We start from the raw sequence: 15,591 nt of genomic DNA, 5'->3' as shown, positions 1-15,591 counted from the left end.
GGCCTAGGACGGGGCACCCGAGCGGGTATAGCTTAATGGTAAAGCCCCTGCCTTCCAAGCAGGTTATCTCGGTTCGATCCCGTGTACCCGCTCCAATCCTCCCGTCATCTTCCCTTGCCCTCGACAAAAACTGGTCGGGGACTGACCAAGGCGTCTACCGCGCCACCGCCCCCGCGTCGTCAAGTCGCTTGACCCGGACGCCTGCCGTGGCCACAACGCCACACGCGCGATGACGAAGGAGAGGACATGGCCCGCACACCGGCAAACGCCCCCGGAGAGGAGCGCGAGAAGTCGAAGAACGTCGGCGCCCTGCGCGCGCTCTGGCCGTTCGTCCGCCCCTACCGACCGCTGGTCGTCGCCGCCATCGGCGCGCTGATCCTGACCGCCTGCGTCTCGCTGGTGCTGCCCATGGCCGTGCGTCGCGTGGTCGACAACTTCAACGGCGCAGGCACACTGCTGGACAAGTATTTCGGCGCAGCTCTCGGGATTGCGGCGCTACTGGCCGTGGGCACGGCGATGCGCTACGCGCTGGTGACCCGATTGGGCGAACGGGTGGTGGCCGACATCCGCAAGGCGGTCTTCGACAAGGTCATCGGCCTGTCACCCTCGTTCTACGAAAAGGTGATGACCGGCGAGGTCCTGAGCCGTATCACCACCGACACCACGCTGATCCTGTCGGTGATCGGCTCGTCGATTTCCATCGCGTTGCGCAATGTGCTGCTGTTCTCCGGCGGGCTGGTGCTCATGCTCTTCACCTCGCCCAAGCTGACCGGCCTCGTGCTGCTGATCGTGCCACTTGTGGTGGTTCCGATCCTCGTCCTGGGGCGCCGGATGCGGGTGCTGAGCCGCGAGAACCAGGACTGGATCGCCGCCTCTTCCGGCAACGCGTCGGAGGCGCTGAGCGCCGTGCAGACGGTGCAGGCCTACACGCATGAAAGCCTGTCGCGCGCGGCTTTTTCGGACGTGACCGAAAAGAGCTTCGTCGCCGCCAAGAAGCGGATCTGGACCCGCGCCGCCCTGACGATGATCGTCATTTTCCTGGTCTTCACCGGGATCGTCGGCGTGCTCTGGATCGGCGCATGGGACGTGCGCGCCGGCGACATGAGCGCCGGTGTGCTGATCCAGTTCGTCATCTACTCGGTGATGGTCGCGGGCGCCGTGGGCGCTCTGTCGGAAACCTTCTCGGAACTGCAACGCGCCGCCGGCGCGACAGAGCGGCTGGTGGATCTGCTGCAGGCTGAGGACACGGTCAACGATCCCGCCCGGCCGGCGGCCCTCGCCTCGCCCGTCCGCGGCGAGATCGCCTTCGAGGATGTGCATTTTTCCTACCCATCGCGGCCTGGCGTCTCGGCGCTGGACGGCGTCTCGCTGCACATCGCCCCGGGCGAGACCGTGGCGCTGGTCGGCCCCTCCGGCGCAGGCAAGACCACCATCGTGCAACTGATCCAGCGGTTCTACGACCCGGCCTCCGGACGCGTGACGCTGGACGGTCTGGCGCTGGCCGACATGGCGCGCGATGCCTTCCGCCAGCATATCGCGCTCGTGCCGCAGGACCCGGTGATCTTCGCCGCCTCGGCCCGCGACAATATCCGCTTCGGACGCCCCGATGCCTCGGACGCAGAAGTGGAAGCGGCGGCACGGGCCGCGGCGGCGCACGATTTCCTGACCGGTCTGCCGGACGGCTACGATACGTGGCTGGGCGAACGTGGCGTGATGCTGTCGGGAGGTCAGAAGCAACGCGTGGCCATCGCCCGCGCCATCCTGCGCGACGCGCCGGTCCTCCTGCTGGACGAGGCGACCTCAGCCTTGGATGCCGAAAGCGAACGGCTGGTCCAAAGCGCAGTCGACACGCTGGCTGAGGGCCGGACCACCGTGATCGTCGCACACCGGCTGGCCACGGTGAAAAAAGCGGACCGCATCGTCGTCATGGACCAGGGCCGCATCGTCGCGCAGGGCACGCACGACGCCCTCGTTGCCGAAGGCGGCCTCTACGCCCGCCTGGCCCGCCTCCAGTTCACCGAAGGCATGGCCGCCGAGTGAACGGACCTGAAATGCAATTGGCCCAAAGCCTGCCTTTTCGGGGGCTTGTCGCACATATCGGTGATGAGGATTCACTATAGGAATCCAGTGCGTTGGATCGGTGTCATGCCGAGGCCCTCTCCCTCCCGCTATCGCACGACGGACTGGTCCGAATAAAACACTGCGCTGCGCCGGCGGGGTTCGCTCTGGGTCTGGTTTGATCCCGACACGGTCCGGCACGCCGGAAAGACCGGTAAACGGGGGCGGCCCGAGACGTTCTCGGACGCCGCGATCCAAACCTGCCTGACGCTGGAGGGTGAGGGGCGTCTCGGCAACGATCCGGGGGATCGTTTCAGCCCTGAACGGGCGGAGCCCCGGCCTGTTCGGCCTTCCGCTTCTGCAGACGGTCGGGCCGGTCGAGAGCCCGATCCGGATGGCTGGGCGCGACCGGCGGGCTCCGGACTGTTCGGCGCTGTGCCGACGGCAAGCGCGGATCGGGGTCAGATCCCCTGTCGCCGCTCGGGCAAGCCCTTGAACCTGCCGATCCCCTCTCGTGACATCACCGCGCGATGCACGGCCGGGCAGCGGACAGCACGGGGGTGACGTTCGGTGGCGGTGGCGCATGGCCGGCCCGGAAGCATCGCGCCTCCGGCCAGAGGCAATGGCGCAAGGTTCACATCGCCCCGGACACGGAAACCGGCGACATACGCGCGGTCGAGTTCACCTCAGGCCGCCATGGCGACAGCCCGCTGCTGCCAGACCTGCTGTCGCACATTCCCGAGGGCGAGGAGATCGCCACCGTCACGGCCCCTCTCGGGATCATGCGACGCATGACCCTGCCGGGCAACGGACGGCGCATCCGACACACGCCGATGCCATCCCGCCATCGTCGAGCACGGCGCCGATGCCGTCATACCGATCCACCGGAACGGCCGCGCCTGGAAAGAAGACTGCCCCGCAGCATTGGCGCGAAACGAGATCCTGCGCGCGACGCGACACCTCGGCAGGGCGCTCTGGAAGACGTGGGCCCGCTACCATGTCCGAAGTCGGGTCGAAGCTCAGCCTCTCGGGACATTGCTGTGCAATGCCCTGCTGGCCAAGGGATGAATTGCCTGAAGCTCTTCGGGGAGCGGATCATGTCCGTTCGCCATTGCCGCTCGGACCGATGGCGCATCGATGGCCCACCCCCGACCGTCAGACCCCCGAAATCCGGATCCGCATCGTCATCGTGAACCGCTTCCCGGCCCCCGGCAGAGCCGAGATCGAGGCTATCGCCTGAAGCACAACGGGAAAAGGGACCTTCAGCCCGAACCCCGATTTGCCCAAAAACGCCCCCTTTCGGACAAAGGGCGAAGGCCGCCTCGCGCCCGCCAGATCCAGCGCAGCCCCGTCGTAGCCCCCGTCACACAGTTCCCGCCGACGGGCCACCCGGCGCCGTAGGCTTCGTACCAAACGTTGGGTCTGCAAGAAACACTGGATCAAATGGCCTAACGGCATGGCGGCGCAGAGCCCCGCCCTACGTCCCGTTGTCTGTGTCATCTCGCCCTCAACATGTCCGGGACCTTGATCGCCAGTGGGGCTTTGCCCCCGGCTCTACGAGCCTCCCCCAAGGTATTTTCGTCCAAGTGAAGCCACGACCGATCGGGGACGTCAACCCGCCTTCCCTTCATCTTGGCCCAAATACCTTCGGGGGGCTGCCGCAGGCAGCGGGGCAGAGCCCCAATGCGCCCGGAGGGCGCACGGGTCGCTTTGCTGGAGGCAGAGAGAAATCCGAAGGGTCACCTGCAATCGAAAAGGGCGGCACCTTGTGGCACCGCCCTGTCTTAATGAAAATTGCGCGGGCCGTTATTGGCTGCCAAGCACCTTGATGCGGCCGTCGGTATAGGGCGCATAGGGGCCCTTCTCCGCCAGGTATTCCGCCGTCACGTCCGCGAGGTCGGGACCGAAGTCGTAGGCGTTCTGCGCGTCCACGAACATCTTGTAACCGTCGCCGCCGTTGCGGACGTAGTTGTTGGACACGACACCGTAGGTCTTCTCCGGGTCGATGGCTTCGCCGCCGACCATGACTTCGGAGACCCGGCTGCCCGGTTCCGCCGAGGGGTCGACCGTGAAGGAGATACCCGCGACCTGCGGGAAGCGGCCGCCGCCATCCTCCATCTGGCTCACGCCGTTTTCCAGCGCCTCGACCAGGGTCGCGCCGGTCACCTGGAAGGTCGACAGCGTGTTCTGGAATGGCAGCACGGTCAGCACTTCGCCCATGGTCACCGAACCCGCATCGATCGATGCGCGCAGGCCGCCGCTGTTCGCGATGGCGATGGCGATGCCCTGGTCCTTCACGCGGTCGAGCATGGCGTCGGCCACGAGGTTGCCCATCGAGCATTCCATGGCGCGACAGACATCGCGGTTGCCTTCGATTGCTTCGGCGGCTTCGGCCACGACCTCGTTGCGGATCTCGTCCAGCGGCACGGCCGCTTCGGCGATGCGCGCCTTGGTGCCCTCTTCCTCGGCTACGTTGCCGTCCAGCAGGATCGGTTCGCCCTTGGCTTCGGTGATGACGCCCTCGTCGTCGAAGACCACGTTCAGCTCGCCGAGGAACTTGCCGTAGGCGTAGGCCTGCACGATGGCGGTGTCGCCGATCATGACCGGGTACGGGCCTTTCGCGCCTTCCTGCGTGTTCGACAGCAGAGAGTTGTCGTGGCCGCCGACGATCACGTCGACACCGGTCGTATTTTCGGCCACCGTCTTGTCGACGTTCAGGCCGGAATGCGACAGGACGATGATCTTGTTCACACCCTCTTCGGTCAGCTTGTCGACCTCGGCCTGCACGGCGTCGGACGGGTCGGTGAAGATGATGTTCTTGCCGGGCGACGCCAGTTCGTCGGTGTCCTGCGGGGTCAGGCCGATCAGGCCGATCTTCTCGCCGCCCTTCTCGATCACCGTGGACTTCATGATGGAGTCCTTCAGCAGGTCTTCACCCGAGATATCGGCGTTCGACATCAGCACCGGGAACTCCACCGCGTCGACGAAGCCGCGCAGCACTTCGGGGCCGTCGTCGAATTCGTGGTTGCCCACGGTCATCGCGTCGTAGCCCATCTGGTTCATCATCTCGGCGGCGAGCTTGCCCTTGTAATAGGTATAGAACAGCGTGCCCTGGAACTGGTCGCCGCCGTCCACGAGGATGTAGTTGTTGGTCCGGGTCTTTGCCTCGTCGATGGCGGTCTGCAGGCGCGCGGAACCGCCGAAGCACTCGCCGGCGTCGTTGTCTTCTGCCGAGCAGCCGGAATCGTACTTCGAGATCGGTTCGAACCGGGCGTGGAAGTCGTTGGTGTGCAGGATGGTCAGCGAATAGTCGGCGCTCGCGGCACCCGCGATCAGGGCGAATGCGGCGGCACTGGTCATCAGGCGGTACATGAAAGACCTCTCTGTCAGAACTGTTTTTTGTGTCGTCAGCAGACCCCGGTTGGACCAAAGAGTCAAAGCCTGAAACCGCATATCGCAACGTCAGGCGACGATTCCATGACACCGCTGCACGAATGGGGATCACGGGGCCGTGCGCCACTTGCCGGAACCGCCGGGAGCAGGCCGGGGATTGACCGGCGGCTCGATCCCCGGCAACAGGATGACATGCTTATTTACAAGATCCTGAGAGCCGACGAGTGGTCGGACCTGCGCGCCCGGGGCGCGACAGAGGGCGCGCCGGTGGACATCGCCGACGGTTTCATTCATTTCTCCACCGCCGAACAGGCGCGGGAAACGGCGGCGAAACACTTTGCCGGCGAGGACGGTCTGATGCTTGCGGAGCTGGAGACCGACCGCATGGGCGATGCGCTCAAGTGGGAGGAATCCCGTGGCGGCGCGCTGTTCCCGCATTTCTACGGGCCGCTGACCCTCGCGCATGTGACGTGGTGCCAGCCTCTGCCCCTGAAGGACGGTGCCCACCAGTTCCCGGAGACCTTCGCGTGAGCCATGTCGATCCCACGCGGACGCAGTTCGACATCTTCAAGGGGCTTGACCGTGACGAGCCGTGCGAGATGCTGAACCTCGTGCGCCTGCGCGACCGCGCCGCCTACCCAGTGGACCATCCGCTGCACGGAACCGGTCTGACCGGGGCGGAGGCCTACGCCCGGTACGGGGCGGAAAGCGGCCCGGTCCTGGCGAAAGTCGGCGGTCATATCCTCTGGCGCGGCGGGTTCCGCTCGACCCTGATCGGGCCGGAGGGCGAGGCCTGGGATCACGTCTTCATCGCGCGCTACCCGTCCGCCCATGCTTTCATGGCGATGGTCAAGGACCCCGAGTACGCCCGTGCAGTGATCCACCGGCAGGCGGCGGTGGCCGACTCCCGGCTGGTCCGTTGCGCCCCTTCTGAGACCGGGGAGATTTTCGGATGAACGCGCTGGAACGTATCGGGCTGGGTGTCCTGCACAGGCTGGACCCGGAGGACGCGCACACCTGGGCACTGCGCGCGCTGAAGGCCGGCGTCGCGCCGCTGCCCGGGCTGGTCACGTCGGACCGCCTTCGGACGCAGGTGGCCGGCCTGCCTCTGACCAACCCGGTCGGGCTGGCCGCCGGTTTCGACAAGAATGCGGAGACCCTGATGCCGCTGTCGCGCGCGGGTTTCGGGTTTGTCGAGGTCGGGGCCATCACCCCGCGCCCGCAACCCGGCAATGCGCGCCCGCGTCTTTTCCGACTGACGGAGGACGCGGCGGCGATCAACCGCTTCGGCTTCAACAACCAGGGGATGGAGGCCGCGGCCCCGAGGCTGGAGAATCGTCCGCGCGACATGGTGCTGGGTCTGAACCTCGGCGCCAACAAGGACAGCGACGACCGCGCCGCCGACTTCGCGAAGGTGCTGAGCCGTTGCGGCGCACATCTCGACTTCGCGACGGTGAACGTATCTTCCCCGAACACCGAAAAGCTGCGCGACCTGCAGGGCAAAGAGGCGCTTTCGGCCCTTCTAGCCGGGGTGATGGCGGCACGCGATGCGTTGCCGAAACCGTTGCCGGTCTTCCTAAAGATTGCGCCGGATCTGGATCCGCAGGGTCTGGAGGACGTGGCAGATGTCGCCCTGTCCTCCGGCGTTGCGGGCGTCATCGCCACGAACACGACGTTGTCGCGCGACGGGCTGCGGTCGGCGCACAAGGGCGAGGCCGGCGGCCTCTCAGGACAGCCCCTCTTCGAGAAATCCACCCGCGTGCTGGCGCGACTGTCGCACCTGACGGATGGGCGCCTGCCACTGATCGGTGTGGGCGGGGTGTCGACGGCAGAGCAGGCCTATGCCAAGATCCGGGCGGGGGCCTCGGCGGTACAGCTCTACACCGCGCTGGTGTACGGCGGCCTGGGGCTGGGCGCAGAGATCGCCCGCGGCCTTGACGCGCTTCTGGCGCGGGACAATTTCAAGACTGTCGCCGACGCCGTCGGCACGGACCGGGAGAAATGGCTATGATCCTCTGGCACAACCCGCGCTGTTCCAAATCGCGCGAGGCGCTGAAACTGCTCCAAGACAATGGCTACGAGGTGGAGATCTTCCGCTATCTCGACTCGCCGCCATCGTTCGAGCAGCTCGAGTCGCTGCACAAGGTTCTGGGCGTCCCCGCCATCGAAATGGTCCGTACGAAAGAAACCGCCTTCCGGGAGCATGGCCTGTCGAAGGACGAAACGGACGAGGCGTTGCTGAACGCCATGGTGGCAGAACCGAAGTTGATCGAACGTCCGATCCTCGTGCGTGGCGACCGCGCCGTCATCGGGCGCCCGCCGGAACGCGTGCTGGACCTGGCCGCCGAGTAACGCTCCGCAGAGCCACGTACCGATCTAGGCCAATCCGCCCCACCCGGCATCGGGCATGAAACGTTCGCCATGCCGTGCTGCCAATGTGCGCAGCCGGTCAGGCACCCTTCCCCGCTTTTTCGCATAATGCAGCGGCCCGCCGCGGAACGGCGCGAAGCCGACACCCAGAACGGCAGCGGCATCGACCGTGTTCGGATCCGACACGATCTTGCGCCGCACGGCGCTTGCAGCGGCATCGCAGATCGGCAAGACGAGCCGGTCCGAGATATCGGGCGAGGCAGGCTCCACGGGCAAAACAGGAGGTTTCTCGCCCCGTGCGTACAGGTAAAGCCCGGTGCCCGCCTCGATCCCGGTGTGGCCATCCTCGACCATTTCGGGCAGCCAGGCTGGGATGCTGGCGACCGGGCTGTCGGACGTGTCCGTCACCGCGTTGAACAGCTTGAGGCACCGGTCGAGCCCCATCCGGTCCGCCAGAGCGACCGGTCCGACCGGCATCCCGAACCCCAGCGCCGCGCGGTCCAGATCGCGCTTGTCGTGGCCCTCGTCGATCATCACCATTGCCTCCATCAGGTAGGCGGCGACCAAGCGTTCCACCAGCCCGACCGGAGCGTCCATGACAGCGAGCGGCAGCTTGCCCAGACCGGTGACGAAGGCTGCCAGCCGATCGCGTGTACGTGGATCCGTCTGCCGGTGCGCGGCGATTTCGACCAACCCGCTCGCGTCGTCGGAAAATCGCATCGCGGCAAGACGTGACGGGGTCCGCGTCAGACCGGCAAGCTCGGTAAGCCGCAGGTGCGGCGAGGCATTGACCAGCAGCGCTCCGCGCGCCATGCCGTCCGCCAGATCCTTGTGCAGGGCCAGACGCTCGGCGATATTGTCGTCGCCTGCAACGATCACAAGGTCCGCCCTCGCGCGGCCATGACCTTCGGCGTCGGGGATCAGGCGGTCAAGCGCGGCACGCCGCTCCGCCTCCGGGCATCCCGCTTCATCGCACAACCGTGCGGTCCGGCGCACCCCCAGCGCCAACCGTTCCAGCGATGGGTCCTCCAGCGTGACGCGCACCCCGTGCGCCGCGATCCACGCGGCGATCGCGGCTCCGTTCCTGTCCGCGCCGATCACGTGAACCGACCGGATCGGGTCCTGGTTCCTGACCTCCAGCCCGGCGCGCAGACGGGCGACATGGGACATGTTGCGCGCGACGTCGGACTGCGCCAGACGGGCAAAGGACTTGGTCTCGGCGAGTTGCATGGCGCCCTGGTCGAAGCCATGCTCTTCCCACAGGGCGATCAGCGCGCAGGGGGCCGGGTAGAAGGCGTAGGGCGTGACGCGCTCTGCCTCCGACCTCAGGCGACCGGCGGACAGGCGGCGGGACGGACCCAGGCGCATGGCGGCGGTGCGCAGGCTTTCCGTCCGGTCCAGCCGCCGCTCCACCGCCGCGCGCACAGCTTCGGTGACGTGGCACTCCGGCACCAGCGCATCGATCAGGCCAAGGGACTTCGACCGTGCGTCCGAAAGGGGCGTTCCGGCCAGCATCATCTGCATCGCCTCCACCGGGTCCATCATCCGGGTCAGGCGCACTGCGCCGCCCATGAACGGATGCAGGCCGAGACAGATCTCCGGGAAAGCGCAGGTCATGCCGTCGATCCCGATGCGGTGGTCGCAAGCCAGCGCCAGCGAAAGGCCAGTGCCCAGCGTGCGCCCGTGCATCACGGCGACGGTCGCACAGGGCAACCCGGCAAGCCGGTCGAGGACGGCGGCCCCGCCCTCGGCCAGCTCTTGAGCTGCCACACTGTCGAGATCGCACAGATCCTCCGGCGACATCCCGTCCGCCAACCCCTCGGCCCGGGAAGCGCGAACGATGACGACGTCCGGCATGTGGGTAGCGAAGACATCCAGCAACTCGCCCAGTTCATCCAGAACCCGACGGGTGACACGGTTCGGTCCCTCGCAGGCGCAGTCCAGCCAAAGCGTGATGTTGCCGCCGTGCCGGGAGGGGCGCCAGTTCTCCGTCGCCGGGAACCCGTTATCCGGGAACGCGGCGGTCATACCGTCTCCAGCAGAATGGACGCGCCTTGCCCGCCGCCGATCGCGGCCATGGCGACCCCCTTTTTCGCACCCCGGGTCCGCAGGGCATGCGCCAGGTGCAGAACCATCCGGCAGCAGTCGGCGCCGACCGGCAAGCCAAGCGCGATGGCGCCGCCGTCCACGTTCAGCGTTTCGGGATCTATGGCGCCGACCGCACGATCATCTCCAAGCGTGTCACGGCAGAAAGCTTCGTCTGAAAACGCCGCTGCGCACGCGAGAACCTGTGCTGCCATCGTTTCCTTGATTTCCCAGAGGCCCACATCATCTGACGTCCAGTCGTTCCGGTCGATCAATGACAGGGCGGCGATGGCCGGGGCCAGTCCCGCATCCGCTGCCCGGACCGCCGCGATGCCACTGTCGGTCACTTTCGCAAGAGGGGTCAGCCCGAACGCATCCACTGCCGCGTCCGACGCGATCATCAGCCAGCAGGCCCCTTCCCCGGGCACAGCCGCGTTGCCGGTCGTCACGCTGCCGAAAGGCGACCCGGAGGCCGGGGTGAGCCGCGACAGACGTTCGGCAGAGACCCGGGCCAATGCGCAGTCCCGCGCGCTGACAGTGCCATCCGCGCCGAACCTCGGCACAACCTCGGCGTCGGTCCGGCCGGCGGTCATCGCATCGGAAAGCCGCGCATGGCTTTGCGCGGCGTAGGCGTCCGCAGAGGCGCGGTCGATACCGAACCGATAGGCAGCGGCCTCGGCGGCACGGATGGCGGACGGGTTGCTTGCGGGACCGTCTGCGCTGCGTCCGGGGGCGCGCACCGGCAAGAGATACTCCGGGTGTCCGTCAGCCAGTGCCTTGACCCGCGCCAGCGGAGCCCTGCGGCTGGCCACCTCGCTGAACCATGAAGACGCCTCAGACCGGTAGACCATCGGCGCGCGGCTTGGCACGTCGGCCCCGCCCACCAGAACCACGTCCTGTTGCCCTTCTCGCACCATGCACAGCCCCAGGTTCAGCGCCTGCATTCCGGCACCGCAGGTGTCGCGCAGGGTGAAGGTCTGGCAAGTGGCGGGCAGGTCAAGCCGTTGGACAGTCTCGCGCGCCAGATCGCCCTCCACCTCCGACGGGGCCGTGGCGACAAGGACCATGCCGATCGCCTCTCCGGGCACTGGCTGGCGGATTAGCAACTGCTGTCCGCACTGCACCGCCAGATCGGCGGCAGAGAAAGCGGATGCCGTGCCGGTCATGGGGTGAAACGGCGTGCGGGCGCCATCGACGATGAAGACGGGACGAGTCATGCGCGGATTCGATCCGCATTGCTTCTGCCGTCTCCGGCACGCTTGCGCACCGGTGTCATCATGTCCTGCTTCATGCCCGTACGCCTCCAACACTTACAACGCGTGCGCGGGTGCAATGTTCCGGAACCCAAGGAAAATCCGGTCGTCGGGAGAACGGCGCACGCGCCTCGCCCCGACGGTCCGAAGCGCCGCGACATCCGGGCTGCAGTCAAAGCCGGGGCACGCTCTCGACACCCTGCGCGGCGCGCACGAAGGCCGCGATCCGGGCCGGGTCCTTGACCCCGGGTGCGGATTCGACACCGCTTGAAACGTCGATCTGTGCCGCGCCGGTCATCGCCACCGCCCGGTCAACGTTCTCCGGTGTCAGCCCACCTGCCAGCATCCACGGCTTAGGCCAGCGGCGTCCGGCGATCAGGCGCCAGTCGAAGGCCAGCCCGTTGCCGCCCGGCAATGCAGCGTCCTTCGGCGGTTTCGCGTCGATCAGAAGCTGGTCGGCGACCTGCGCATAAAGCCCGAGCTTCGGCAGGTCGTCCTCGGTCGCCACGCCGACCGCCTTCATCACCGGCAGGCCGAAACGAGCGCGGATTTCGGTCACGCGTTCAGGTGTCTCGCGCCCGTGCAGCTGCAACATGTCCAACGGCACTTCCGCCAGGATCTGTCGCAACAGCGCGTCGTCCGCATCGACGACGAGCGCGACCTTCGCCAGGCCGGACGGGGCCGTCACGGCGAGGTCACGAGCGGTCGCGATCGGGATGTTGCGCGGGCTTTTCGGGAAAAAGACGAAACCGCAATACGCCGCACCGGCGGCGACCGCCGCCTCGACGTCGCCCGGTGTCTTCAAACCGCATATCTTGACGCGCACGTCGGCCATGTTTGCCTCCGTTCAGGGCCGGGCGGCGGCAATCAGAGGGGGACGCCGCTCACCCGGGACAGGCTGTACGTCTGTCAGCGAGACTGGTCTAGGATCGCCAGGACTTCGTCCTTGTCCTTGTCGCGCTCGTCCTGGGTCCGCTTGAGTTGTCGTTCCAGCGTCTTGACCTCGGCCTTCTTGCGCGAAGCTTCGGCGCGATACTTGTACTCACGCAGCCATTCGAACAGCTCGCCTATGGCAAAGCCCAAAAGCAGTCCGCCCAGCACGACGATGAACAGCGGCACCTCGACGGACACGGCCAGCCAGCCCATTCCCGGGATGGCCGCCAGACCGTCGGGCAACGTGCTCAGCGTCACGGTCCCGCGATTGGCGAGACAGACGACGACCAGTACGATGGCCAGCACCGCGTAAATGGCGTAGCGAACGTAACGCATTGATTATTTCCCGTTCAGGCGGTCCCGCAGGAGCTTGCCGGTCTTGAAGAAGGGGACGTGTTTCTCTTCGACTTCGACGGAATCTCCGGTGCGGGGGTTCCGACCGATCCGTGCATCCCGCTTCTTGACCGAAAACGCCCCGAAGCCCCGCAGCTCGACCCGATCGCCCCGGGCCATGGCGTTGGTGATCTCTTCGAAGATCGTGTTCACGATCCGCTCTACGTCACGCTGATACAGATGCGGGTTCTCGTCCGCAATCTTCTGGATCAGTTCAGATCTGATCATCTCACTTCCCCCTCGTCGTGCCTTCGGATCTCGAGACACGTTAGGTGGGACTATACGCATCTGTTTTCGATACGGAAACAGGGGAAACCGTGGGAAAACCGTGATTTTGCAGCGGTTTGCGAGCTTTTCGCGTCAAAAGTGTGTGGATATCGCAACGATCAGGCATGTCCCGGCCCGGCCCGTCCATGGCTTCCCACCCAAGTGCCGCGACGATTCGCGCGGACCGGACCGGCAAAGGCGCAGGGCGTCACTTGCAGACGGCGGCGAACTCTGTCCGGCCCTTTGGGTCCTTGCCGCCGGGCTTGAAGTAGATCAGCCGCATGCCGCCCTCCGCGCAGGTCTGGGCGGCACGGCTTTTCACCTCGCCCTCGGACCAGGCGGCTCCGTAGCGTCCGCGAAGCTGGTTCTGGCCTTGCACGGTCACGGGTTTCATCACGAGGTCGGTGCCGGTCTGGGGCGCGTTTTGACGGATGCCGGGATCTTCAGCCGGCAGAACGATATCCTGAGCCGCTGCCGCCGTACAGGCGCACAGCCCGAAGATCACGATGGCCATCCGCATGGCGTCCTCCCCCGGTTTCCGTTGCGTCCGACGATAGGAAATCGCCCACCGGGATGCGAGCGCTTTTCTGCCGCACTTGCCGCAGGATCCGGAGTGCCGAACCGCAGGAACCGGATCGCCGGAGCCCCGCACACTGACCATCCTTAAGGCATCCGAAACCCGGGAGAACCCTCATGTTCCGACGCCTGTTCCGCCGACGCCCTGAATGCCAGCCTCTTGTAAACGGCCCCCACCTGGATGCACGCATCCGCCGCGACCTGAACCTGCCCCCCCGCCCAGCCGGCGACCGCTGGTCACCCCCGGACTGGTGGATGCGATAGCACCCGCGCCGTCGCGTGCGCCACACCATGCAAAAGAAAAGGCCCCCGCCGAGGCGAGGGCCTTTCCCGAATTCTTGAGCGGAACGATTACTCGTCGCCGCCTTTCAGTGCCGCGCCGAGGATGTCGCCCAGAGATGCACCCGAGTCGGAGGAACCGTACTGTTCGACGGCCTCTTTCTCTTCGGCGATCTCGCGTGCCTTGATCGACAGGCCCAGACGACGGGTCTTCATGTCGATGTTGGTGACGCGGACGTCCACCTTGTCACCGACCGAGAAACGCTCGGGGCGCTGCTCGGACCGGTCGCGGGACAGGTCGGAACGGCGGATGAAGGACTTCATGCCTTCGTATTCCACCTCGATGCCGCCGTCCTCGATGGCCGTCACTTCGACAGTCACGATGGAACCGCGCTTCACGCCGCCGGTCGCCTCTGCGAACTTGTCGCCACCCAGCGCCTTGATCGAGAGCGAGATACGCTCTTTCTCGACGTCGACTTCGGACACCACGGCCTGGACGATGTCGCCCTTGCGGTATTCCTGGATGGCTTCTTCGCCGCGCTGGTCCCAGCTGAGGTCGGAGAGGTGAACCATGCCGTCGATCTCGCCCGGCAGGCCGATGAACAGACCGAACTCGGTGATGTTCTTGACCTCGCCCTCGACCTGCGTGCCCTCGGGGTGCGTTTCGGAGAACACTTCCCACGGGTTGCGCATGGTCTGCTTGAGACCCAGCGACACGCGACGCTTGGTCGGGTCGATTTCCAGCACCATGACATCCACTTCCTGCGAGGTGGAGACGATCTTGCCGGGGTGCACGTTCTTCTTGGTCCAGGACATCTCGGAGACGTGGACCAGACCTTCGACACCGGCTTCGAGCTCAACAAATGCACCGTAATCGGTGATGTTGGTCACGCGACCTTTGTGCACGGAGCCCAGCGGGTACTTCACGCCGACCAGATCCCACGGATCTTCCTGCAGCTGCTTCATGCCGAGGGAGATACGGTGGGTTTCCTTGTTGATCTTGATGACCTGCACTTTGACAGTCTCACCGATCGACAGGATTTCCGACGGATGGTTCACACGGCGCCATGCCATGTCGGTGACGTGCAGCAGGCCGTCAACGCCGCCGAGATCGACGAATGCGCCGTACTCGGTGATGTTCTTGACCACGCCGTCAACCGAATCCCCTTCCTGCAGCTTGCCGATGACCTCGGCGCGCTGTTCGGCGCGGGACTCTTCGAGGATCGCGCGGCGGGAAACAACGATATTGCCACGGCGACGGTCCATCTTGAGGATCTGGAACGGCTGCTTGAGACCCATGAGCGGGCCAGCGTCGCGCACCGGGCGCACGTCGACCTGAGAGCCGGGCAGGAAGGCCACGGCGCCGCCGAGGTCGACGGTGAAGCCGCCCTTGACGCGGCCGAAGATCGCGCCTTCGACGCGTGCGTCGTCTGCGTATGCCTTCTCCAAGCGGTCCCATGCTTCTTCGCGACGGGCCATCTCGCGGGAGATGACGGCTTCGCCACGGGCGTTTTCGGCTGCGCGGAGGAAGACCTCCACTTCGTCGCCGACCTGAACGTTCGGCTGCTCGCCGGGTTCAGCGAATTCCTTCAGCTCGACGCGGCCTTCCATCTTGTAGCCTACGTCGATGATGGCCTGGCCCGCTTCGATTGCGATGACCTTGCCTTTGACAACCGAACCTTCGTCCGGGGTGTCCATTTCGAGGCTCTCATTCAGGAGCGCTTCGAATTCTTCCATGGATGCGTTTTGAGCCATGTGGCGTGTGTTTCCTTTACATCATTCTATTCTGGCCGAGCGGTTGTCTCCGCCGGTCTTGGATGGGTTGGTCAGTTCAGGCATGCCGCAAAACAAAGAGGGCCGGTGTTTCCGGCCCTGCTCGTCCTTGCCGCGGCAATTCCTGCCTTGTCGACGCCCGCGCGTATAGCTGGCGGAGGGCGCCGGGTCAAGGCAAAGGCGTGCGGAGGCTCCCCTCCGGACGCCGGAC

General features: G+C 66.0%; 13 protein-coding genes, 1 tRNA gene and 1 pseudogene. 7 read left to right on the top strand and 8 right to left on the bottom strand.

From position 1 onward, the window contains the following. Window positions 1–21: 21 nt before the first annotated feature. From ABFK29_RS05820 to ABFK29_RS05810, 3 genes and pseudogenes are all read left to right on the top strand, one after another. A tRNA-Gly gene (locus tag ABFK29_RS05820) sits at window positions 22–95 on the top strand. Window positions 96–246: 151 nt separating this feature from the next. Then, on the top strand, window positions 247–2,040 hold the full coding sequence (locus ABFK29_RS05815) for an ABC transporter transmembrane domain-containing protein (protein ID WP_005860353.1): 1,794 nt from the start codon (window positions 247–249) through the stop codon (window positions 2,038–2,040). Window positions 2,041–2,205: 165 nt separating this feature from the next. Further along, window positions 2,206–3,298 (top strand): annotated as a pseudogene (locus ABFK29_RS05810) (IS5 family transposase). Window positions 3,299–3,864: 566 nt separating this feature from the next. On the opposite strand, the gene ABFK29_RS05805 reads toward ABFK29_RS05810, so the two are convergent. After that, window positions 3,865–5,430: a bifunctional metallophosphatase/5'-nucleotidase gene (locus ABFK29_RS05805; protein WP_005860349.1), complete on the bottom strand. Its 1,566-nt coding sequence runs from the start codon at window positions 5,428–5,430 to the stop codon at window positions 3,865–3,867. Window positions 5,431–5,643: 213 nt separating this feature from the next. On the opposite strand from ABFK29_RS05805, the gene ABFK29_RS05800 reads away from it, so the two are divergent. The 4 genes from ABFK29_RS05800 to arsC are packed head-to-tail and all read left to right on the top strand — an operon-like array spanning window position 5,644 to window position 7,803. After that, a complete protein-coding gene (locus ABFK29_RS05800; RefSeq protein WP_005860347.1) occupies window positions 5,644–5,982 on the top strand; it encodes a DUF952 domain-containing protein in 339 nt (112 codons plus the stop codon). Then, window positions 5,979–6,407: a DUF1330 domain-containing protein gene (locus ABFK29_RS05795; protein WP_005860345.1), complete on the top strand. Its 429-nt coding sequence runs from the start codon at window positions 5,979–5,981 to the stop codon at window positions 6,405–6,407. Before ABFK29_RS05800 ends, ABFK29_RS05795 begins: the two co-directional genes overlap by 4 nt. Further along, window positions 6,404–7,462, top strand: coding sequence for a quinone-dependent dihydroorotate dehydrogenase (locus ABFK29_RS05790; protein WP_005860343.1), 1,059 nt, complete (start codon window positions 6,404–6,406; stop codon window positions 7,460–7,462). The genes ABFK29_RS05795 and ABFK29_RS05790 overlap by 4 nt, the downstream gene beginning before the upstream one ends. After that, window positions 7,459–7,803: an arsenate reductase (glutaredoxin) gene (gene arsC, locus ABFK29_RS05785; RefSeq protein ID WP_005860341.1), complete on the top strand. Its 345-nt coding sequence runs from the start codon at window positions 7,459–7,461 to the stop codon at window positions 7,801–7,803. The genes ABFK29_RS05790 and arsC overlap by 4 nt, the downstream gene beginning before the upstream one ends. A 24-nt stretch (window positions 7,804–7,827) precedes the next feature. Here arsC and ABFK29_RS05780 read toward each other — a convergent pair whose 3' ends face one another. The 7 genes from ABFK29_RS05780 to rpsA form a co-directional block, all read right to left on the bottom strand. Next, complete coding sequence (locus ABFK29_RS05780) at window positions 7,828–9,849, bottom strand: enoyl-CoA hydratase-related protein (protein WP_005860339.1); 2,022 nt, start codon at window positions 9,847–9,849, stop codon at window positions 7,828–7,830. After that, window positions 9,846–11,123, bottom strand: coding sequence for an acetyl-CoA C-acyltransferase (locus ABFK29_RS05775; RefSeq protein WP_040604735.1), 1,278 nt, complete (start codon window positions 11,121–11,123; stop codon window positions 9,846–9,848). The genes ABFK29_RS05780 and ABFK29_RS05775 overlap by 4 nt, the downstream gene beginning before the upstream one ends. Window positions 11,124–11,331: 208 nt before the next feature. Then, window positions 11,332–11,994 (bottom strand): phosphoribosylanthranilate isomerase, encoded by a 663-nt coding sequence (locus ABFK29_RS05770; RefSeq protein ID WP_005860335.1) that lies wholly within the window; start codon window positions 11,992–11,994, stop codon window positions 11,332–11,334. A 74-nt stretch (window positions 11,995–12,068) separates the two neighbouring features. Next, window positions 12,069–12,428: a LapA family protein gene (locus tag ABFK29_RS05765; protein ID WP_005860334.1), complete on the bottom strand. Its 360-nt coding sequence runs from the start codon at window positions 12,426–12,428 to the stop codon at window positions 12,069–12,071. Window positions 12,429–12,431: 3 nt separating this feature from the next. Next, complete coding sequence (gene ihfB, locus ABFK29_RS05760) at window positions 12,432–12,713, bottom strand: integration host factor subunit beta (protein ID WP_005860332.1); 282 nt, start codon at window positions 12,711–12,713, stop codon at window positions 12,432–12,434. 247 nt (window positions 12,714–12,960) lie between these two features. Further along, window positions 12,961–13,272: a hypothetical protein gene (locus tag ABFK29_RS05755; RefSeq protein ID WP_005860330.1), complete on the bottom strand. Its 312-nt coding sequence runs from the start codon at window positions 13,270–13,272 to the stop codon at window positions 12,961–12,963. A gap of 407 nt (window positions 13,273–13,679) precedes the next feature. Beyond that, window positions 13,680–15,362 (bottom strand): 30S ribosomal protein S1, encoded by a 1,683-nt coding sequence (gene rpsA / locus ABFK29_RS05750; RefSeq protein WP_040604734.1) that lies wholly within the window; start codon window positions 15,360–15,362, stop codon window positions 13,680–13,682. Between the last annotated feature and the right edge of the window lie 229 nt (window positions 15,363–15,591).

It is taken from the genome of Sagittula stellata E-37 (assembly GCF_039724765.1).
GTDB classification, from domain to species: Bacteria; Pseudomonadota; Alphaproteobacteria; order Rhodobacterales; family Rhodobacteraceae; genus Sagittula; species Sagittula stellata.
The sequence above is the reverse complement of the archived record's forward strand: the minus strand, read 5'-3'. Positions and strand labels throughout refer to the sequence as shown.

Excerpts from the sequence above, each read along its gene's own strand:
- ABFK29_RS05800 (WP_005860347.1), top strand. The coding sequence starts at position 5,644 with ATGCTTATTTACAAGATCCTGAGAGCCGACGAGTGGTCGGACCTGCGC.
- ABFK29_RS05755 (WP_005860330.1), bottom strand. The coding sequence starts at position 13,272 with ATGCGGATGGCCATCGTGATCTTCGGGCTGTGCGCCTGTACGGCGGCA.
- rpsA (WP_040604734.1), bottom strand. The coding sequence starts at position 15,362 with ATGGCTCAAAACGCATCCATGGAAGAATTCGAAGCGCTCCTGAATGAG.
- ABFK29_RS05780 (WP_005860339.1), bottom strand. The coding sequence starts at position 9,849 with ATGACCGCCGCGTTCCCGGATAACGGGTTCCCGGCGACGGAGAACTGG.
- ihfB (WP_005860332.1), bottom strand. The coding sequence starts at position 12,713 with ATGATCAGATCTGAACTGATCCAGAAGATTGCGGACGAGAACCCGCAT.
- ABFK29_RS05765 (WP_005860334.1), bottom strand. The coding sequence starts at position 12,428 with ATGCGTTACGTTCGCTACGCCATTTACGCGGTGCTGGCCATCGTACTG.
- ABFK29_RS05815 (WP_005860353.1), top strand. The coding sequence starts at position 247 with ATGGCCCGCACACCGGCAAACGCCCCCGGAGAGGAGCGCGAGAAGTCG.
- ABFK29_RS05775 (WP_040604735.1), bottom strand. The coding sequence starts at position 11,123 with ATGACTCGTCCCGTCTTCATCGTCGATGGCGCCCGCACGCCGTTTCAC.
- arsC (WP_005860341.1), top strand. The coding sequence starts at position 7,459 with ATGATCCTCTGGCACAACCCGCGCTGTTCCAAATCGCGCGAGGCGCTG.
- ABFK29_RS05805 (WP_005860349.1), bottom strand. The coding sequence starts at position 5,430 with ATGTACCGCCTGATGACCAGTGCCGCCGCATTCGCCCTGATCGCGGGT.
- ABFK29_RS05770 (WP_005860335.1), bottom strand. The coding sequence starts at position 11,994 with ATGGCCGACGTGCGCGTCAAGATATGCGGTTTGAAGACACCGGGCGAC.
- ABFK29_RS05790 (WP_005860343.1), top strand. The coding sequence starts at position 6,404 with ATGAACGCGCTGGAACGTATCGGGCTGGGTGTCCTGCACAGGCTGGAC.